Below are 18,181 nucleotides of genomic sequence, written 5' to 3'. Positions count from 1 at the left end.
AGGCCCCTCGCCCGTCCTTGGGTGAGACAGCGTCCTTCCAAAGCCTTTTCAGCCATGATGACGCGCAACAAGGAGGTCCGTAATGCAGATACAATCGGCCGCACCGGCGCGTCTCGTCACCGCCGGCCTTGCCTTCGGCGAATCCCCACGCTGGCATGACGGACGCCTTTGGGTCTGCAACTGGGGTGCCGGCGAGATCATCGCGATGGATGCGCACGGCAATCGCGAAATCATGCTCACCGTGCCGGCCGTCCTGCCCTATTCAATCGACTGGCTGCCGGATGGACGCCTGCTTGTCGTCTCAGGCCGCGAAGGCTTGCTGTTGCGGCAGGAGGCTGATGGCAGGCTCGTCACCCATGCCGATCTGCGCGGTCTGTCGAAAAGCCCGTGGAACGAGATCGTCGTCGACGGGCGCGGCAACATCTATGTCAATGGCGGCGGCCCCGCGCCGGCTGCCGGTGAGCATTTCGGCCCAGGCACCATCGTGCTAATCACGCCGGATGGCGCGCTCCGCCAAGTGGCTGACGACATCGCCTTCGCCAACGGCATGGCGGTGACCCCGGACAACAAGACCCTGATCCTTGCCGAATCCCATGGCAACCGGCTGACCGCCTTCGACATCGCCGCCGACGGCGGCCTGTCCAACCGGCGCGTCTGGGCCGACCTCGACGGTTATCCCGACGGTATCTGCCTCGATGCCGAAGGCGCGATCTGGTACGCGGATGTCCCCAACAAGCACTGCGTGCGGATGCGCGAGGGCGGCGAGGTGCTGCAGACCGTCACCGTCGATCGCGGCTGCTTCGCCTGCATGCTGGGCGGTGCGGACAGGAGGATGCTGTTCATCGTCGCTGCCGAGTGGCGCGGCTTCGAGCACATGGTCAGCGACGCACGCACCGGCCAGGTGCTCAGCGTGGAAGCGCCGGCACCCGGCGTCGGCTGGCCGTAAGCCTGGAGCAGTTCACGTTGCTCTATGCCTCGGGAATCCGCTGATAGTTGGCAATGTCGGCGCGCACCCCAAGCCGGGCGATCGTCTCCTGCGGATTGAAGGCGATGCGCTCGTGCGCGGCCTTGACGATCGGAACGACCTTGTCGACGGCGGCCTGGCTCTCCCATTCGACGATCGTCACCAGGTTGAATTCGCCCGGCCCTGAAAATTGTTCGAGCAGGAAATCCTGCACGAAACCCTGCTGCTGGCGCAGCAATTCGTGCGTCGTCCTGACCTTGACGAGGATCTCCTCGCGGGCGGCGGCCGGCACGACGAACTTGTCCACCCTGAACACGCTGCCGCCGTTAACGTTCTGATTTATGTCGTTCATTTCGATTGTTCCGTTCCTGGATGATGGTGTTTTCGGGGCTCCAGGAGCGGCGTACAATCTCAACTTAAGTTGAGGTCAAGCGGAAAAATCAATTTACCTCCGACGTCCGCCGGCGAACGATGACGCCGAACTCGTCGCCCTCGCGGGCAAGGCGCAGGCGCTCCTCGGCTTCGGTCGCCTCGCGCTGGCGGTCCCACATCGAGGCATAGAGGCCGTGCTTGCGCATCAGCTCGACATGGGTGCCGCGTTCGGCGATCTGGCCGTCCTTGAGCACGATGATCTCATCGGCGGAAATCACCGTCGACAGACGGTGGGCAATCACAATGGTGGTGCGGCCCTTGCTGACGAGATCGAGCGCGGCCTGGATCTCCTGTTCGGTGTGGCTGTCCAGCGCCGAAGTCGCTTCGTCGAGCATCAGGATCGGCGGCGCCTTCAGGATGGTGCGGGCAATCGCGACGCGCTGCTTTTCGCCGCCGGAAAGCTTCAGCCCGCGCTCGCCAACCATCGACTTGTAGCCGTCTGGCAGCTTTTCGATGAACGGCCCGATCTGGGCGAGTTCGGCGGCCCTGCGGACTTCCTCCTCGCTCGCGCCGACGCGGCCGTAGCGGATGTTGTAGGCGATGGTGTCGTTGAACAGCACCGTGTCCTGCGGCACCATGCCGAGCATCGCGCGCAGGCTGTCCTGGGTGACATCCCGGATGTCCTGGCCGTCGATCAGCACCTGGCCGGCCTGCACGTCATAGAAGCGGAACAGCAGCCGCGAGATGGTCGACTTGCCGGCGCCCGACGGCCCGACAATGGCGACCGTCTTGCCGGCCGGCACGTCGAAGGAAACACCCTTCAGTATCTTGCGATTGGGATCATAGGAGAAATGCACGTCGCGGAACTCGACCTTGCCCGCGCCGACGGTGAGCGGCTTGGCGTCCGGCTTGTCGACAATCTCCTGCGGCACGTCGAGCAGGTCGAACATGTGCTCAATATCGGTAAGGCCCTGGCGAATTTCACGGTAGATGAAGCCGATGAAGTTGAGCGGCACGGAAAGCTGCACCAGCATGGCGTTGATGAAGACGAAATCGCCGACGGTCTGCGTGTGGGCCTGCACCTCCAGCGCCGACATGCACATGACGACGACCGTGCCGAGGCCGAAGATGACGCCCTGGCCAAAATTCAGCCAGCCGAGCGAGGTCCAGGTCTTGGTGGCGGCGACCTCGTAGCGCGCCATCGAACGGTCGAAGCGGTCGGCTTCCATGCGCTCATTGGTGAAGTATTTGACCGTCTCGAAATTGAGCAGCGAGTCGATCGCCTTGGTGTTGGCGTCGGTGTCGCTGTCGTTCATGTCGCGACGGATCGAGATGCGCCAGTCGCTCGCCTTGACTGTGAACCAGACATAGAGCCAGACGGTGATCGCCACCACGGCCACATATTTCCAGCCATAGGTAAAACCGAATATGCCGGCGGTCAGCGCGAATTCGAGGATGGTCGGCGCCGTGTTGAGCATGATGAAGCGCACGATCGTCTCGATACCCTTGGTGCCGCGCTCGATGATGCGCGACAGACCGCCGGTGCGGCGCTCCAGGTGGAAGCGCAGCGACAGCTGGTGCATGTGGACGAAGGTGCGGAACGCAAGCTGGCGCACGGCATGCTGGCCAACGCGGGCAAACAACGCGTCGCGCAACTGGTTGAAGCCGAGTTGAACCAGCCTCAGCACATTGTAGGCGACGACCAGCATCACCGGGGCGAGCATGAAAGACGGCAGCGGCGGCGGCGTCTTGAAGCCGCCAGCCAGCGCATCGGTTGCCCATTTGAAGAAATAGGGACCGGCCACCAGCGTTAGCTTGGCGACGACCAGCAGCAGCGTAGCCCAGGTGACACGCGCCCTGAGATCGGCGCGGTCGGCCGGCCACATATAGGGCCACAAATTGCGCAATGTCGTGAGCGTTGAGGTGTCGGCGGAGACGGTTTTTTCGACCACTTTTCTTGCCTTTTGGGTGAGAGGGTCAGCGGCCGGAGCAGCAGGAATTGACGAGGGCGTTCAGCGATGCCGATACATCGGCAAGGGCCACGCGATCAACGGCATAGCGCGAGCGCTGGCGGTCGGGCTCGAAGCGGACCAGACCGGCCTCGACCAGTATTTTCAGATGCTGCGACACGGTGGACTGCGCCAGATCGAAACGGTCGACGACCTCGCGACAGCAGCAGGAATTGCTGGCCGAGAGGTGCTTCAGTATCTCAATGCGCGCCGGATGCGACAACGCCGCAAATTGCGCCGCGACAGCGTGGCTATCCGAGCTGCGGTTGGGTGGAGCGCCGGCAGCGCGATCTGTTTCAAGGGCGGATTCGGTCATCGTTCATCGGCGATAGACGATGGACGGCACCGCCGCAAGCTACTCTTCCGGGCAGATCGAACGGCGGCAAAAGCGCAGAACCGGATTCATGCGACGCGCTTTAGGTCTTTGTTTCCATGCATGTCGTCCCCCCAAAAAAATCGAGGTCACTCTTGGGCAGCATGCATCAATGCTCCGAGATGGATTTCTCGATCCCTGGAATAGCGGCGATCTGTTCCGCCAGAAATTCGACCAGCAGGCGGACCCTTGCGACGCCTGCGCGCTCCGGGACAATCAACATGTTCAGCGGGACGGATGGCAGCGAATAATCCGCCAGTATCGTCTCGAGCAAGCCCGCCGCCAGGAGATCGTCCACAAGCCATCGATGCGCCGGCGCGATCCCGCGAGCGGCGATCATGGCCTGCCGCGCGGCAAGTCCATGATCGATCCGCAACCGCCCCGCGAAAGGCACTGTGTGGCGTTCGCCGCCGGCGCCCTGCAAAGCGAGCGTTTCGCTGCCCGCCACGTTCGACATCCGGATGCCCTCATGCCGGGACAGATCCGAAGGGACGACGGGCCGTCCCCGCGCCGCCAGATAATCCGGAGACGCCACGAGCAGACGCCGCGACTGGCCGAGGGCCCGCAGCTTCAACGAGCTGTCCGTGAGCGGCCCCAGCCGGACGGCGATATCGACACCCTCGCGGACGAGGTCCACCCGCTCATCCGTGAGGCTGAGGTCAATCCCGATGTCGGGATGACGGTCCTGAAAAGCGAAGATCAGGCGGCTGACGTGCAAGACACCGAAAGCTGCCGTGCAGCTTATCCGGATCGTGCCGGCGGGCGCGCCACGCGTGCCCCGGGCCTCATCGCTGGCCTGTTCGACGAGGCGCAGGATCTGAACGCTATTGGCATAATAGCGGCTGCCTTCGGCGGTCATCGTGACCCGCCGGGTCGTCCTGCTGAGCAAAGGCACGCCGACAGCTTCTTCCAGTTCCCGCACATGCCGCGTGATCGTTGACTGCCCGACACCAAATTCCCGCGCTACGGCCGACAGGCTGCCACGCTCGGCCACGCGAATGAAGGTACGCATGCGCTCGAATGTAATGTCTGACTTATCCATTATCCGGCACAATATTATGCATTACCTGCATATAGTGGATTGAACGGCCATTGGCTACCTTGCCGTCAGTTTCCTCAATAGTGGATCTGACCCATGAAAGTTCTGCTCGTCTTCGCTCACCCTGAATCACGCTCGCTGAGCGGCGCCCTTCGTGACGTCGCCACAAGGGAACTCGAGGCTCAGGGGCATGAGGTGCGCGTATCGGACCTGTACGCCGATGGCTGGAAATCCGAGGTCGATCGCGCCGACTTCCCGTCGCTTGAACCCGATGCGCGGCTCATCCCGGTCGCGGCTTCCAAGAAGAGTTTCGAGGCCAACACGCTAACCGCGGATGTAAAGGCCGAGATCGAGAAGCTGCTGTGGGCCGACACCTTGATCCTGCAGTTCCCGCTTTGGTGGTTCGCCATGCCGGCAATCCTCAAGGGCTGGGTCGACCGTGTGTTCGCCTACGGATTCGCCTATGGCGTTGGTGAGCATAGTGATCGGCGCTGGGGCGATCGCTATGGCGAGGGCACCCTTGTCGGGAAACGCGCTATGTTGATCGTGACAGCCGGGGGCTGGGAGGAACACTACACGCCACGCGGGATCAACGGCCCCATCGACGACCTGCTGTTCCCGATCAATCACGGGATCCTCTATTACCCCGGATACGACGTGCTTCCGCCGTTCGTGGTCTACAAAGTCGATCGTCTCGACGAGACCGGCTTCCAACCCGTGGCTGAACAGCTGCGTGAGAGGATGCGGACGCTGCCGACGACGACACCCATCCCATACCGTCGGCAAAATGGCGGAGATTATCTCATTCCGAGCATGAGTCTCCGCCCTGAGCTGGGCGATCCCGGGGCAAACGGTTTCGCCCTTCACTCCAACCAAGCAGGCGATGCCAGCCGATCGATGTAGGCTTCTACTGCGCCTTGGTCGGCGCCGTCGTCGCCTGCTCGCCCATTGCCTTGAGGTCGGCGGCTTCGCCTTCCTTGGACTTTTCCGGGACCTTGAACACCTGGCCGGGCCAGATGTGGTTGGGATCTCTGATCTGGTCCTGGTTGGCGAGGTAGATGGTGGAATAGCGCACGCCGTGGCCGTAGACGCGTCGCGAAATCCGCCACAGCGTGTCGTTGCGGCGGATGATCACGGCGCCGTCGGCATGTTCGAGCTTGGGCGCCACGGCCTCCGGCACGTCGCTTGGCGGCGTGGTGGCAGCGACAACGGCCGGAGCCTCCGCAGCCGGCGCTGCCGGTGCGGCAGGAGCCGGAGCGGCGGGTGCTTCGGCGGCTGCCGATGCGGCAGGCTTGGTCTCAGCTGGCTTGGCATCCGCCGGCTTGGTCCCGGCAGGCGCCACGGCGGCAACCGCTTCGCCCGGCTCGCGCTCGAACGGCACCGCGGCGCGGGCCACGACCTTCACGCCGTCGGCATCGAGGCCGTCGACATGGATGGTGTAGCTGCCGACCGGAATGTCGCGCGTCGCTTCGACAAGGAAATGACCGTCCGGCGATGTCAGCGCGTCACCGAGCAGGATGTCGTTGGCGTAGGCGCGCACCTTGCGGCCTGGGTCGGCGAGGCCGGCGACGAAGATCTTGTTGCCGTCGATCTCGACCGCCTCGACGACGATCTTGGGTTCGGCCACGGCGGCTGGCGGTGTTGCCGGCGCGGCACCGGCGACGGCCGGGGCCGGTGCGGCGGGCGCCGGAGCAGCAGTTGCGGGCGCTTGAGCGGCCGGCGCCGGAGCAGCAGGCTGGTCGCCGGTGGCAGGTGCTGCCGGTTTGGTCCCTGGCGCCGGGACCGTCAGCAGTTCGGCCGGCTTGCCCGGCTCTTCGACCATGGCCAGCACCTGGCCGGCGGCTTCCTTGGGAACCGAAACGACAGCGGTCTGCACCGAGACGGTCACGACGGTGCCGACGGTCGAATGCAAGGCAATCGTATAGTCACCAGGCTTCAGCGGGTCATCGAGCACGATGACAAAGGCGCCATCGGGACCTGCCACGGTAGAGCCAAGCACCGTCGTGCCGCTCAGGATCTCGACCTTTGAATTGGGCGCTGCGTTGCCGGCAATGACGATCGAGCCATTGCCCTCGACGCGCACGACATCGAAAGTCGGCGAGATCGGGCCGGCTGCCACGGGTGCGGCCGGTGCAGGCGCTGCCGGAGCCGTAGCCTCTGTCGCGGGTGCGGCTGGAGCAGTCGCCTGTGGTGCTGCGGCGGGAGCAGCCGGCACCGCCGGCGCCGGCAGTCGCCCTTCCGTGCCGGGATCAGCGGGTTTCGGCGCCTCGGGCGGCGCCAAGGCCGCGACCTTCGCCGGCGGCGTTGGATGAAGATACGGGTCGAGTGCGCCCGATACATAGGCGGTTCCCGCGGCCGCGACGGTCCCACCCGCCGCGAACAGGAATGCCTTCAGTGGATTAATTGCCATATTTCCCTACCCCTTAGCCACCTAATGCCGGTCTAGCGTGTTTTGCCAATGCCGACAAGAAAAACGGGCCGTCAAGAAAAACCTCGGCTTGTCAACCCTTGGGGCTTGACCACGCATTCAGACCCAATCACCAATCATCCGCATGAACACGATTCGATCCGTCTGCGTCTATTGCGGCTCGTCTCCCGGCCGCGATGAAATCTATGCCAAGGCCGGGCACCTGCTTGGACGCTCGATTGCCAAAGCGGGCCTGCGGCTGGTCTATGGCGGCGGCACCAAAGGCATTATGGGCGCCGTCGCCGAAGGCGCGCTCAAGGCCGGCGGCAAGGTGACCGGCATCATTCCCCGCTTCCTGATCAACAGGGAAGCAACCGAAACCGCGCTAGACCGGCTCGACGAGTTGCTGATCACCGACAACATGCACGAGCGCAAGCACAAGATGTTCGAGAAATCCGACGCCTTTGTGGCGCTGCCGGGCGGCATCGGCACAGTCGAGGAAATCGTCGAGATCATGACCTGGGCGCAACTCGGCCATCACCGCAAGCCGATCGTCTTCGGCAATATCAACGGATTCTGGGACCCGATGACGGCGTTGCTTGAACACATGACGGCAGAGGGCTTCATCCACACCGCGCAACGGGTCAAGCCGCTGGTCGTCAACGACCCGGAGGCCATCGTCCCCGCCATCATGGTGGCAGGCTCCTCCGTCGACGCCCCGACCGAGGGCGTGCAGTCGGTGATCGACAAGATGTAGGGAATAGGCAGTGGGAAATTGGGCCTGCCTACCGCCTACTGCCTACTGCCTTCCGCAAATCCCCAATCGCCGCGCGCTCGTCCTGCCGGCGCCAGGCGAGATAAATCGCCACGCTGCGCTTGAACCAGGGCAGGTCGCGGAAGACTATTCCCGGCGGCGCGGCGCTTCGCAGGCTTTCCTGCACCGTCGCCAGGCCCAGCCCGGCGCTGACCAAGCCGAGTGAGGTCAAGGGATCGGCGGTCTCATAGGCGATGTCGGGTACGAAGCCAGCCTCGATGCAAGCGGCCAGGAACTGACCGCGGTTGGTGTCGGCGGGCTGGCGCACCACGGTGATCCACGGGCGGCCGTCGAGATGATGCGGGCCGATGTCGGCGACAGCCGTAAGCGCATCGCCATCGGGTATCGCCAGCACCAGCGGCTCGCGGCGGACCAGCATCGAGGCAATTTCGGGATAGTCGGCCGACGGCGGCGAATAGACCAGGCCGAGATCGAGCGTACGCTGGCGCAGACCTTCCAACTGCGCGGCAGAGCGCAGGCTCATCAGGCTGAGATGCAATTGCGGTCGCTCGCGGCGGAATTGCCTGAGCATGCCGGCGACCAGGCCTGCATGCACGGCGCCCTCGACATAGCCGATGGCGAGACGGCCGACCGCGCCGCTGGCGAGGCTGCGGCCGAACTCCTCCACGCGCCGCGCATTGGCAATCAGAGCGCGGGCCTCGGTCAGGAAGGCGCGGCCCTCCGCATTGAGATGAACCCGCTGCTTTGCCCGTTCGAACAGAGTGACGCCCAGTTGCTCCTCGAGCTGAATGATCTGCCTGCTGAGTGGCGATTGCGAGATGTGCAGGATTTCGGCGGCGCGACCGACATTGCCGGTTTCGGCGACGGTGATGAAGTAGCGGAGCTGGCGCAGGTCGAACACTTTTTCTCCGAGCTTTACGACCTCAAAGGTCTCAACTTTATCCTAATCAGTCTTGGACAGTCTGACTACTCAAAAGGGATAGTCGGTCATCCAACCAAAGGAGACCGACATGCAGTTCTTTGCCCTTCTCGCCCGTAACACCGCAAAGTTTGGCGACGCCGACTTTGCACCGCTTCTGCCCGGCGAGGCAGAGCAGCGCCGCACGCTCTATGCCGAAGGCGCGGTGCGCCAGGTCTGGAACCGTGGCGACATCCCCGGCAGCGGCATGATGTTCGAGGCGGCCGACGGCGCCGAAGTGCGCGGCCACCTCGCAACCTTGCCGCTGATCAAGGCCGGCATGATGGAGATCGCCGCCATCGTGCCGCTTAACCCCTACCCCGGGTTTGGGCCGAAGCGCTGAGTTACCCGATCGCGATGCGGTGGCGGTGAAGGCGCCGTCACCGCGCTCCTGCTCGACACACCGAGATCGGCAGATGTCAAGAAACTGTCACACGAAACCGGCTTCCCGCATGCTAAGACCTCGCAGTGAGCCGCTTGCGCGGTTCGTTGCTTGGACCATCTGGAGAAGCGACAGTGAACATCGCCCTCCCCGCCGAAGGCACCGATCTTTCACCCTATTTGCCTGATGAACACGGGTTGTTCTTCATCTACCATTTCACCGCTGAAGGCGTGCGCACCAAGGATCCGGCGCAAGCCCACTGGACCTGGCGCAGCTACCAGATCACCGACCTCCACGCACGCCAGGAAATCGGCGCCGAGTTGGCCCTGCCGGCCCCGGCGCGCGACGCATTCCTCGCCCCCAGCCATGGCTGCCACATCGATTATGAGGATGGCTGGCTCTATGGCGATCTGCCGGACCTCAAGCATGACTTCTCGGAGGCGCGCGGGCTCGTCCATTTCCGCTTCGCCTTCAACGACACGATGTTGATCGGCGCCCGCAAGCAGCCGCTGGAGTCGGTCGACGCCGTCCGCAAGGCGGTGGAGAACGGATCGCGGAAATTCCGCTCGCCATCGGACCTGATCGAGGCGGTCATGGGCCAGTCGCTCGACGGCATGTCGGGCGAGCTCGGCAAGCTTGGCGATGCGCTCGACGGCATAGAGGATCGCGTCGTGCGCGATGCATGGCACAATGAACGCCAGGCGCTGGTCGAGGCGCGCCGGCAACTGGTGGTGATCCACCGCCAGATGGCGACGCTCACCAACCTGTTCCGGCATCTCGACCATTCGCATCGCGACGAGCTGCCTGATCTGATCAATGATATGGCGGCCAGACTCTCGCACCGGGCCCTCACCCTCTATAATGACGGCGAGCAGTTGCAGGCACGCACAAGGTTGTTGCAGGACGAGCTGATGGCGAAACTGACCATGCAGTCGAACCAGCTTCTCTACATTCTCTCCGTCATGACGGCGGTGCTGTTGCCGATGACCATCATCTCAGGCCTGTTCGGCATGAATGTCGGCGGTTTGCCCCTGGTCGACACGCCGATGGGCTTCTGGGTGGTGACGGCGGTTTCGCTGCTGATCGCCGGCGTGACGTACCTGTTCGTCAGACGGCTCGGACAGATGTAGCCGCCGCCCGTCGCGCCGTGACCAGCATCGACCAGGAATACATCGCCAGCGCCGTCCAGATCAGGGCAAAGGCAATGGCTTGTGCCGTGCCGAACGGCTCGTCGAAGATCAGAACCGCGATCAGGAAAACCATGGTCGGCGCGATGTATTGCATGATGCCGATGGTCGAGAGGCGCAAAAGCTTGGCGCCGAACGCAAACAAAAGCAGCGGCACCGACGTGACCGGACCGCAGCCCATCAGCAACGCCGTGTCGGTGCCGGTGCCCGACACGATGTGGTCCTGTCCCGTCGCGATCAGGTAGACGATATAGCCGAGAGCCGGCACGGACAGCAAAAGCACTTCGAGCAGAAAGCCCTGGCTTGGCCCGATCGGCAGCGTCTTGCGGAAGAAGCCGTAGGCGGCGAAGGAAAACGCCAGCGCCAGCGACACCCAGGGCAGCTTGCCGCCCTCGATTGTCAGCACCGTGACGGCGACCGTCGCCAGCACCACCGCCGCGATCTGCAGACGGTCGAGCCGCTCGCCAAGCAGCAGCGCACCGACGACGACGCTGACCAGCGGGTTGATGTAATAGCCAAGCGCGGTCTCGACGGTGCGGTCGACCGCGATCGCCCAGACATAGATGCCCCAGTTGACCGAAATCAACGCCGCCGTCAGCGCCGCCATGGCAATGGTGCGGGGCGACCGAATTGCCGCCTTGAAGTCCGCCGTACGGCCGGCCCAGACCAGGACCGCCGCGGCGATCGGCACGGACCAGACAATGCGGTGGGCGATCACCTCGGCAAGCGGCAGGTGCGCCACGGCCTTCATGTAGAAAGGTAGCATCCCCCACAAGAGATAGGCGCCCAGCGCCAGCAGGAAGCCGCGGCGGGCCTTTGATTCCGCGTCCAGGGTAATTGCTTCAGTGACCATGGCCCAACGCTATGGCCCAGTAACCTTGGCAAGACCATCGCAAAGTTCTGATGGATCAATGGACTTTCGCTGATGGTTCAACCTTATTCGGCGGCAACAAGCCCGGCCATCTCACGGTTCTTCATCAGCTTGTAGATGATCGAATCCATCAGTGCCTGGAACGAGGCGTCGATGATGTTTTCGGAAACCCCGACCGTCCACCAGCGCGCGCCGGTGCCGTCATGCGATTCGATCAGGACGCGGGTGATGGCCTCGGTGCCGCCATTGAGGATACGCACCTTGAAGTCGGCGAGCTCGAGATCGACGATCTCGCTCTGGTATTTGCCGAGATCCTTGCGCAGCGCGATGTCGAGCGCGTTGACCGGGCCGTGCCCTTCCGCCACCGACATTTTTTCCTCGCCGTCGACCAGCACTTTGACGATCGCTTCGGACACCGTCTTCAATTGGCCATTGGCGTCGAAGCGGCGCTCGACCATGCAGCGGAACGAGGTGACGTTGAAGAATTCCGGCAAGCCGTGCAGCATCTTGCGGGCGAGCAGCTCGAAGGACGCATCGGCGCCCTCATAGGCATAGCCCTCGGCCTCGCGCTCCTTGACGACCGCGATCAGCGCATCGAGCCGGTGATCGTCCCTGGGCACCTCGATGCCGCGCCGCTTCAGCTCGGCGAGGAAATTGGCCTTGCCGCCCTGATCCGAGACCATGACGCGACGGCGGTTGCCGACAGATTCCGGCGGCACATGCTCATAGGTCGCCGGCTCCTTGGCCAGTGCGGAGGCATGGATGCCGGCCTTGGTGGCGAAAGCCGAGGCGCCGACATAGGGCGCCTGCGCTTCCGGCGCGCGGTTCAGCAATTCATCGAATGCGCGCGACAGACGCGAAATGCCGGTCAGCGCCTCGGCCGAAATGCCGGTCTCGAAGCGATCCGCGAATGCCGGCTTCAGCGCCAGTGTCGGCACGATCGTGATCAGGTTGGCGTTGCCGCAGCGCTCGCCTATGCCGTTCAGCGTGCCCTGGATCTGGCGCACGCCGGCCTCGACCGCGGCCAGGGAATTCGCAACCCCCTGGCCCGTGTCGTCATGGGCGTGGATACCAAGATGATCGCCGGGAATGCCTGATGCAATGACCTTGGCGACGATGGTGCGCGCTTCCGATGGCTGCGTGCCGCCATTGGTGTCGCACAACACCACCCAGCGCGCGCCGGCGTCGTATGCCGTCCTGGCGCAGGCCAGCGCATAGTCCGGATTGGCCTTGAAGCCGTCGAAAAAGTGCTCGCAATCGACCATCGCCTCCTTGCCCGAGGTGACAGCGGTTTCGACCGAAGTCTTGATCGACTCCAGATTCTCTTCATTGGTGCAGCCGAGCGCGACGCGGACGTGATAGTCCCAGCTCTTGGCGACGAAGCAGATGGCGTCGGATTTCGACTGCACAAGCGCCGCAAGGCCGGGATCATTCGAGGCCGAGACCCCTGCCCGCTTGGTCATGCCGAAGGCGACGAATTTGGCGCGTGCCGTGCGTTTCTGCTGGAAGAACGCCGTGTCGGTCGGATTGGCGCCGGGATAGCCGCCCTCGACATAGTCCATGCCGAAATCGTCGAGCAGTTTTGCAATCGCGATCTTGTCCTCGACGGAAAAGTCGATGCCCGGCGTCTGCTGGCCATCGCGCAATGTGGTGTCGAAGAGATAGAGGCGTTCGCGGGTCATGGTCATTTGCCTGCAAATTTGTCCGTCGCACGGATCAGCCGGTCGAGGATGCCGGGCTCCGAATAAGCATGGCCGGCGCCCTCGATCAGATGGAAATCGGCTTTCGGCCAGGCCTTGTGCAGCGCCCAGGCATAACGTGCCGGACACGGCATGTCGTAGCGGCCATGGACGATGGTGCCGGGGATATCCTTGAGCTTCCAGGCATCGCGCAGAAGCTGCCCCTCGTCGAGCCAGCCGGCATGGACGAAATAATGGTTCTCGATGCGAGCGAAGGCGACGGCATAGTCGTCCTCGCCAAACTTGCCGCTGGTTTCCGGTTCCGGCAGCAGCGTGATGGTTTCGCCTTCCCACAGGCTCCACGCGCGGGCTGCTTCCAGCTGCGCCTTGCGGTCCGAGCCGACCAGGCGCTTGCGGTAGGCGGCCATCATGTCACCGCGCTCGGCCTCGGGGATCGGCGCCACGAAACGCTCCCACTTGTCGGGAAACATCTCGGAGACGCCGAACTGATAGTACCATTCGAGCTCGGCGCGGGTCAGCGTGTAGATGCCGCGCACAACCAGCTCGCTGACGCGATCGGGGTGCGTCTCGGCATAGGCGAGCGCCAGCGTCGAGCCCCAGGAGCCGCCGAACACCAGCCATGTGTCGAAGCCGGCCATTTCGCGCAGGCGCTCGATGTCGGCGACGAGATGCCAGGTCGTGTTGGCCTCCAGCGAGGCGTTCGGCGTCGATTTTCCGCAGCCGCGCTGATCGAACAGGATGACGTCGTAAAGTTTTGGGTCGAACAGCCGCCGGTGTTTGGGCGAGATTGTGCCGCCCGGCCCGCCATGCAGGAACACGGCCGGTTTGGCGCCCTTGGTGCCGGAACGCTCCCAGTAGACCTGATGGCCATCGCCGACATCGAGCATGCCGCTGTCGAACGGTTCGATCTCCGGGTAGAGGGTACGCAAGCTCATAGTTTCAGGCCCTGTTGCGGCCAGTTGGCCGTTTCGTGATCGGGGTGCTGGAAGGAGATGATCTGCTCCTGCCTTGCATAAAAGTCGGGATCGTCATGGACCGGCGCCTCGAAGATTTTTTCCACCCAGGGCAGCCTCGCCGCATAGTTGACCTGAATTTGCGGCGCCAGATCCGAGCGATCGTCGAAGGCGCCGATCGCGATCTCGAGCCCGCCGGGCTGGCGGTAGGTCAACGGTGTGCCGCAGCGGGCGCAAAAACCGCGATCGATGTTGACCGAAGATTGGAAATAGCTTGGTTCCTCACGCGTCCATTCGACACCGCCCCTGGGTGCCGTCACCAGCGCACCGAAGAACGAGCCGAACTGTTTCTGGCACATGCGGCAATGGCAGATGGACGAGCGCCCGAGCGCGCCCTTGATGCGGAAGCGCACGGCGCCGCACTGGCAACCGCCGGTTCGGACAGTTTCGATCATGGTCTTTCCTCCGGCGGCCATTGGTCGGTGTCGTGGTCGGGATGCTGGTAGGACACAAGCTCGGCGAGATAGGGAGCCGTACCCATGTCCGCCATCGTGTCCTCGCCCGACAGTTGCGGAATAGTGTCGACATAAGGCAGTTTTGCCTCCGTACCCCACTGGATGGTCGGTGCGATACCAGCCGGATCGTCGAAAGCGGCGATCGCCAGCGCCATGCCGTCGGGCGCCTCGAAGGTCAGCGGCGTGCCGCATTCGGCGCAGAAGCCGCGCCGGGCGGCATTGGAGGAACGGAAGCGCTTGGGCTCACCTCGTGTCCAGTCAACCCTGGCGCCGCGCACCGAGACCAACGGCAGGTAGAAATTGCCGCTCGCCTTCTGGCACATCCGGCAGTGGCAGATCGAGGCATCGCCAAGCGCGCCTTCGACGCGGAAGCGCACCGCCCCGCATTGGCAGCCGCCTGTGTAGACCGGCCGGTTGTCAAGGCTCATGGCTCACTCCGGATCATGGCAGACGGCCTCGACATTGTTGCCGTCGGGATCGAAGACGAACGCGCCATAATAGTTCGGATGATAGTGCGGGCGCAGGCCCGGCGCGCCATTGTCCTTGCCGCCGGCGGCAAGGGCCGCGGCATGGAAGGCATCGACCTCGGCGCGGCTGCGCGCGGTGAAAGCGACATGCTGATGGGCCTTTTGCCCCTGCTTGCCTTCCTGCAACCAGAACACCGGCCGATCACGGCCATAGCCTCCGACCTTTTCGCCGCCGGTGTATTCCAGCGGCACCATATAGAGCAGGGAAGCACCAAGCGGCGCCATCGCCTTGTCATAGAAAGCCTTCGAAGCGTCGAAATCTGCAACGTCGATGCCGAGATGGTCGATCATCTCTTTACCTCCCAAGTGGTGATGCGCTCGCCTGTGGCGGGATCCTTGCCGTCCTTCAACTGTACACCTTGCGCCAAAAGCTCGTCGCGGATGCGGTCGGCTTCGGCCCAGTTCTTGGCGGCGATGAGAGCGAGGCGATTGGCGATTGCCTTGGCGATCTTGTCTTGGTCGACCTTTGCCGAGGCAACATCGAAGCCGAGGAACAGCAGTGACGCCTTCAGCGCGGCGGCGGCTTCGTTGCCTTCCGCGGCCTCGCCAGCCAACTGCGTCAGGACCTGGAAGGCAGCATAGGTGGCGAGATCGTCCGACAAGGCATTGATGACCTCCACCGGCAACCGCCCTGCCGCAGGCGCCAGATCGGCGGCGCGTTTCCACTTGCGCAGCGTGTTCTCCGCCTCCTCCAGCTTGCGCACGGAAAAGTCGATCGGCTCGCGGTAGTGCGTCATCAGCATCGCCAGTCGCAGCACCTCGCCCGGCCAATTGCGGCCGCCGAAGGTCTCGGTCTCCAGAAGTTCGTGGATCGAGTAGAAATTGCCGAGGCTCTTCGACATCTTCTGCCCTTCGACCTGCAGGAAGCCGTTGTGCATCCAGACATTGGCCATGACTGATGTGCCGTGGGCGCAGCGCGACTGGGCGATCTCGTTCTCATGATGCGGGAAGATGAGATCGAGGCCGCCGCCATGGATGTCGAACACCTCGCCGAGATAGGCTGCCGACATCGCCGAGCATTCGATGTGCCAGCCCGGCCGGCCCCTGCCCCACGGGCTCTGCCAGCCCGGCTCTTCCGGCGATGACAGCTTCCACAGCACGAAATCGCCAGGGTTCTTCTTGTGCGCATCGACGGCGACGCGGGCGCCGGCCTGCTGTTCGTCGAGATTGCGCTTCGACAATTGGCCGTAGTCCGGCATCGACGCGGTGTCGAACAGAACTTCGCCCGCCGCGACATAGGCATGGCCGCGTTGGATCAGGCTTTGAATCAAGGTGATCATGTCGGCCTTGCCGTCGGCGCGGGGCTCGACGAATTCGGTAGCGCGCGGCTCGACCGTCGGCTCAAGGCAGCCGAGTGTGGCGACATCCCTGTGGAACTGGTCGGCGGTCTTTTCGGTCACCCGCCGGATCGCTTCGTTGAGCGACAGCTTTCCGGCCGATATCTCGCCACCGAAATCGCGCAGCGCACGCGCGTTGATCTTGTCGTCGACGTCGGTGATGTTGCGCACATAGGTGACATGCGCCTGCCCATAGAGATGGCGCAGCAGGCGAAACAGCACGTCGAAGACGATAACCGGCCTGGCATTGCCGATATGGGCGAAGTCGTAGACGGTCGGGCCGCAGACATACATGCGCACATTGAGCGCATCGATCGGAACGAAATCCTCTTTCGTGCGCGTCAGCGTGTTGTAGAGGCGCAGGCCCTGCGATGCGTCGGACATTCCATGCCTTCCCGGTTCAGAACTTTTTATCTGGATGGAGCCGGTCCCGCGCCGAGGCGCAAATCGGACTCCAGCCTGCTGGCCGGGGCGTTTGTCCACTCTGGGGAAAGATGAGGCGAAAACGTCCGGACCAGCGCGAGGCTAGCCAATAATGCAAATGCCACAAATGGCGAAAGACGTTTTCATGGGCGGCTTTATCGCCTTGGTCAGTGTTGCCGTCAAGTCGCTGCTGCCGAGAAAAACGCCGTAGAGATTGGCAAACGCGTCGCTCGATCACGCGGAATCAGGCAGTGAAACATTTTATTAAACATGTCGGCACAGTCATGAAACATTGGCCGGCTAGATCACCAAACGTCACGATTTGGTCGGATTCGACGGTCAAACGCGAACACGAAAACGTTACCTGGGAAGAGAAACATGCCTCGAAGCAAGCAGGAAGCCACCCGCGCCAAGCAACCGGCGCTGGCCAGCCACTATCGCGCCATCGGCCCGGCCGCGATCGTCGCCGCCCTTCTTCACACCGCGAAGAAAAAGAAGCCGGCGCCGAAGATCATATCGCCCCGCGCTGCCTGAAGCAGAGTGCGGCCGGCGCCAAAGGCGCCGGGCATGAGGCGTATAAGCCTCCAGACAGAAACTTCAGCTAGAACAACGTCATCTGACTGTCGTCCGCGTCGGGCTTCCGGCGTATGGTCTTCTCGGGCTCCGGCCCGACCTCGCCCCTCTGCTGAATCTCCGGGCCGGTGTTGGCGACCTTGTTGACGAGGTCGGAGACGGGGATAGCTTCGAAGAAATCCGGTTGCGCCGGCCGCAGCAGGTCGGCGACATCGCGCGGCTCCAACGTGCGGCAATCCAGCCAGCGGGCGAAATCCCCCGGATCGATGACCACAGGCATTCGATCGTGGATGTGGGCGATGGCGGCATTGGCGTTGACCGTCAGGATGGCGCCGGTGTCCATTTCCGAACCGCCGGGCTCGGCATAGGTCTCCATCAGGCCGGCAAAGGCGACCAGGCCGCCTTGCCTGGGCCGGATCCAGTAGGGTTGCCCCTTCTTGCCCCCGCTCTGCCGCCATTCGTAGAAGCCTGACGCCGGCACCAGCGTGCGGCGATGGCGCATGGCGGCCTTGAAGGAGGCCTTTTCGATTGCGCCTTCCGAGCGCGCGTTGAACAGCAGCGGAAACTCCCTTGTGTCCTTGACCCAGGTGGGAATGAGCCCCCAGCGCACTAGCATCGGTTGCCGATCGGGCAAATTGGAACCCGGTGCCCGCGGCGCAGCGGCGGTCGCCATCAGCACCGGTTGCGTCGGCGCGATGTTGTAGCGGGCCGGGAAATCCTCCAGCTCCGCCAGGCCGAGAAAGGCAGCGGTCTGATCCGGTGTGGCGGTCAAGGCGAAACGTCCGCACATGATCGATTGCTCCTGCCTTCGAATGG

At 63.5% G+C, this 18,181-nt stretch carries 20 protein-coding genes; 6 read left to right on the top strand and 14 right to left on the bottom strand.

Features of this window, described 5'->3' with window-relative positions; all coding sequences use genetic code 11:
• Positions 1-82 precede the first annotated feature (82 nt).
• Positions 83-946 (top strand): SMP-30/gluconolactonase/LRE family protein, encoded by an 864-nt coding sequence (locus FJV83_RS04170; protein ID WP_142886378.1) that lies wholly within the window; start codon positions 83-85, stop codon positions 944-946.
• 22 nt (positions 947-968) lie between these two features.
• Here FJV83_RS04170 and FJV83_RS04165 read toward each other — a convergent pair whose 3' ends face one another.
• The 4 genes from FJV83_RS04165 to FJV83_RS04150 form a co-directional block, all read right to left on the bottom strand.
• The gene (locus tag FJV83_RS04165; RefSeq protein WP_095770695.1) at positions 969-1,316 is read right to left on the bottom strand and encodes an antibiotic biosynthesis monooxygenase; all 348 of its coding nucleotides are present in this window, start codon (positions 1,314-1,316) and stop codon (positions 969-971) included.
• An 88-nt stretch (positions 1,317-1,404) separates the two neighbouring features.
• On the bottom strand, positions 1,405-3,288 hold the full coding sequence (locus tag FJV83_RS04160; protein WP_142886377.1) for an ABC transporter ATP-binding protein/permease: 1,884 nt from the start codon (positions 3,286-3,288) through the stop codon (positions 1,405-1,407).
• A gap of 25 nt (positions 3,289-3,313) precedes the next feature.
• Entirely contained in the window at positions 3,314-3,661 is a 348-nt protein-coding gene (locus tag FJV83_RS04155) for a metalloregulator ArsR/SmtB family transcription factor (RefSeq protein WP_095770697.1), read from the bottom strand.
• Positions 3,662-3,827: 166 nt separating this feature from the next.
• Entirely contained in the window at positions 3,828-4,760 is a 933-nt protein-coding gene (locus tag FJV83_RS04150; RefSeq protein WP_142886376.1) for a LysR family transcriptional regulator, read from the bottom strand.
• A gap of 93 nt (positions 4,761-4,853) precedes the next feature.
• Between FJV83_RS04150 and FJV83_RS04145 the strand changes: the two genes are divergently transcribed.
• Positions 4,854-5,660 carry an NAD(P)H-dependent oxidoreductase gene (locus FJV83_RS04145; protein WP_142886375.1) on the top strand — a complete coding sequence of 269 codons (807 nt, stop codon included), beginning with the start codon at positions 4,854-4,856 and terminating at the stop codon, positions 5,658-5,660.
• 4 nt (positions 5,661-5,664) lie between these two features.
• On the opposite strand, the gene FJV83_RS04140 is transcribed toward FJV83_RS04145, so the two are convergent.
• Positions 5,665-7,167, bottom strand: a complete 1,503-nt coding sequence (locus tag FJV83_RS04140) for a LysM peptidoglycan-binding domain-containing protein (RefSeq protein ID WP_142886374.1) — start codon at positions 7,165-7,167, stop codon at positions 5,665-5,667.
• 142 nt (positions 7,168-7,309) lie between these two features.
• Here FJV83_RS04140 and FJV83_RS04135 point away from each other — a divergent pair, with 142 nt between their 5' ends.
• A complete protein-coding gene (locus tag FJV83_RS04135) occupies positions 7,310-7,921 on the top strand; it encodes a TIGR00730 family Rossman fold protein (RefSeq protein WP_095794113.1) in 612 nt (203 codons plus the stop codon).
• 28 nt (positions 7,922-7,949) lie between these two features.
• Here FJV83_RS04135 and FJV83_RS04130 read toward each other — a convergent pair whose 3' ends face one another.
• Positions 7,950-8,840 (bottom strand): LysR substrate-binding domain-containing protein, encoded by an 891-nt coding sequence (locus tag FJV83_RS04130; protein WP_142886373.1) that lies wholly within the window; start codon positions 8,838-8,840, stop codon positions 7,950-7,952.
• A gap of 109 nt (positions 8,841-8,949) precedes the next feature.
• Between FJV83_RS04130 and FJV83_RS04125 the strand changes: the two genes are divergently transcribed.
• The gene (locus tag FJV83_RS04125; protein ID WP_142886372.1) at positions 8,950-9,240 is read left to right on the top strand and encodes a muconolactone Delta-isomerase family protein; all 291 of its coding nucleotides are present in this window, start codon (positions 8,950-8,952) and stop codon (positions 9,238-9,240) included.
• Between the two features lie 173 nt (positions 9,241-9,413).
• Positions 9,414-10,409: a transporter gene (locus FJV83_RS04120; RefSeq protein WP_095770704.1), complete on the top strand. Its 996-nt coding sequence runs from the start codon at positions 9,414-9,416 to the stop codon at positions 10,407-10,409.
• Here FJV83_RS04120 and rarD read toward each other — a convergent pair.
• The 7 genes from rarD to cysS all read right to left on the bottom strand — a co-directional run bounded on the left by rarD (position 10,387) and on the right by cysS (position 16,753).
• Positions 10,387-11,319 (bottom strand): EamA family transporter RarD, encoded by a 933-nt coding sequence (gene rarD / locus FJV83_RS04115; RefSeq protein WP_142886371.1) that lies wholly within the window; start codon positions 11,317-11,319, stop codon positions 10,387-10,389. The two genes, FJV83_RS04120 and rarD, sit on opposite strands and share 23 nt — an antisense overlap.
• Before the next feature lie 83 nt (positions 11,320-11,402).
• Positions 11,403-13,025: a citramalate synthase gene (cimA, locus tag FJV83_RS04110; RefSeq protein ID WP_185973414.1), complete on the bottom strand. Its 1,623-nt coding sequence runs from the start codon at positions 13,023-13,025 to the stop codon at positions 11,403-11,405.
• Positions 13,022-13,972: a prolyl aminopeptidase gene (gene pip / locus FJV83_RS04105; RefSeq protein WP_142886369.1), complete on the bottom strand. Its 951-nt coding sequence runs from the start codon at positions 13,970-13,972 to the stop codon at positions 13,022-13,024. The genes cimA and pip overlap by 4 nt, the downstream gene beginning before the upstream one ends.
• Positions 13,969-14,445 (bottom strand): GFA family protein, encoded by a 477-nt coding sequence (locus tag FJV83_RS04100; protein WP_095770932.1) that lies wholly within the window; start codon positions 14,443-14,445, stop codon positions 13,969-13,971. The genes pip and FJV83_RS04100 overlap by 4 nt, the downstream gene beginning before the upstream one ends.
• Complete coding sequence (locus tag FJV83_RS04095; protein ID WP_142886368.1) at positions 14,442-14,933, bottom strand: GFA family protein; 492 nt, start codon at positions 14,931-14,933, stop codon at positions 14,442-14,444. The genes FJV83_RS04100 and FJV83_RS04095 overlap by 4 nt, the downstream gene beginning before the upstream one ends.
• 3 nt (positions 14,934-14,936) lie before the next feature.
• Positions 14,937-15,323 (bottom strand): VOC family protein, encoded by a 387-nt coding sequence (locus tag FJV83_RS04090; RefSeq protein WP_095770709.1) that lies wholly within the window; start codon positions 15,321-15,323, stop codon positions 14,937-14,939.
• A complete protein-coding gene (cysS, locus tag FJV83_RS04085) occupies positions 15,320-16,753 on the bottom strand; it encodes a cysteine--tRNA ligase (RefSeq protein ID WP_142886367.1) in 1,434 nt (477 codons plus the stop codon). Before cysS ends, FJV83_RS04090 begins: the two co-directional genes overlap by 4 nt.
• 417 nt (positions 16,754-17,170) lie before the next feature.
• Here cysS and FJV83_RS04080 point away from each other — a divergent pair, with 417 nt between their 5' ends.
• A complete protein-coding gene (locus tag FJV83_RS04080) occupies positions 17,171-17,326 on the top strand; it encodes a hypothetical protein (protein WP_095770711.1) in 156 nt (51 codons plus the stop codon).
• A gap of 67 nt (positions 17,327-17,393) precedes the next feature.
• On the opposite strand, the gene FJV83_RS04075 is transcribed toward FJV83_RS04080, so the two are convergent.
• The gene (locus tag FJV83_RS04075; RefSeq protein ID WP_142886366.1) at positions 17,394-18,155 is read right to left on the bottom strand and encodes an SOS response-associated peptidase; all 762 of its coding nucleotides are present in this window, start codon (positions 18,153-18,155) and stop codon (positions 17,394-17,396) included.
• Between the last annotated feature and the right edge of the window lie 26 nt (positions 18,156-18,181).

It is taken from the genome of Mesorhizobium sp. WSM4307 (assembly GCF_007003945.1).
Lineage (GTDB): Bacteria > Pseudomonadota > Alphaproteobacteria > Rhizobiales > Rhizobiaceae > Mesorhizobium.
This window is presented reverse-complemented; position numbering and strand designations above follow the sequence as displayed.

Bases quoted from the DNA above. Each gene is read 5' to 3' on its own strand.
- FJV83_RS04170 (WP_142886378.1), top strand. From the start codon at position 83: ATGCAGATACAATCGGCCGCACCGGCGCGTCTCGTCACCGCCGGCCTT.
- FJV83_RS04165 (WP_095770695.1), bottom strand. From the start codon at position 1,316: ATGAACGACATAAATCAGAACGTTAACGGCGGCAGCGTGTTCAGGGTG.
- FJV83_RS04155 (WP_095770697.1), bottom strand. From the start codon at position 3,661: ATGACCGAATCCGCCCTTGAAACAGATCGCGCTGCCGGCGCTCCACCC.
- FJV83_RS04150 (WP_142886376.1), bottom strand. From the start codon at position 4,760: ATGGATAAGTCAGACATTACATTCGAGCGCATGCGTACCTTCATTCGC.
- FJV83_RS04145 (WP_142886375.1), top strand. From the start codon at position 4,854: ATGAAAGTTCTGCTCGTCTTCGCTCACCCTGAATCACGCTCGCTGAGC.
- FJV83_RS04140 (WP_142886374.1), bottom strand. From the start codon at position 7,167: ATGGCAATTAATCCACTGAAGGCATTCCTGTTCGCGGCGGGTGGGACC.
- FJV83_RS04135 (WP_095794113.1), top strand. From the start codon at position 7,310: ATGAACACGATTCGATCCGTCTGCGTCTATTGCGGCTCGTCTCCCGGC.
- FJV83_RS04125 (WP_142886372.1), top strand. From the start codon at position 8,950: ATGCAGTTCTTTGCCCTTCTCGCCCGTAACACCGCAAAGTTTGGCGAC.
- rarD (WP_142886371.1), bottom strand. From the start codon at position 11,319: ATGGTCACTGAAGCAATTACCCTGGACGCGGAATCAAAGGCCCGCCGC.
- cimA (WP_185973414.1), bottom strand. From the start codon at position 13,025: ATGACCATGACCCGCGAACGCCTCTATCTCTTCGACACCACATTGCGC.
- pip (WP_142886369.1), bottom strand. From the start codon at position 13,972: ATGAGCTTGCGTACCCTCTACCCGGAGATCGAACCGTTCGACAGCGGC.
- FJV83_RS04100 (WP_095770932.1), bottom strand. From the start codon at position 14,445: ATGATCGAAACTGTCCGAACCGGCGGTTGCCAGTGCGGCGCCGTGCGC.
- FJV83_RS04095 (WP_142886368.1), bottom strand. From the start codon at position 14,933: ATGAGCCTTGACAACCGGCCGGTCTACACAGGCGGCTGCCAATGCGGG.
- FJV83_RS04090 (WP_095770709.1), bottom strand. From the start codon at position 15,323: ATGATCGACCATCTCGGCATCGACGTTGCAGATTTCGACGCTTCGAAG.
- cysS (WP_142886367.1), bottom strand. From the start codon at position 16,753: ATGTCCGACGCATCGCAGGGCCTGCGCCTCTACAACACGCTGACGCGC.
- FJV83_RS04080 (WP_095770711.1), top strand. From the start codon at position 17,171: ATGCCTCGAAGCAAGCAGGAAGCCACCCGCGCCAAGCAACCGGCGCTG.
- FJV83_RS04075 (WP_142886366.1), bottom strand. From the start codon at position 18,155: ATGTGCGGACGTTTCGCCTTGACCGCCACACCGGATCAGACCGCTGCC.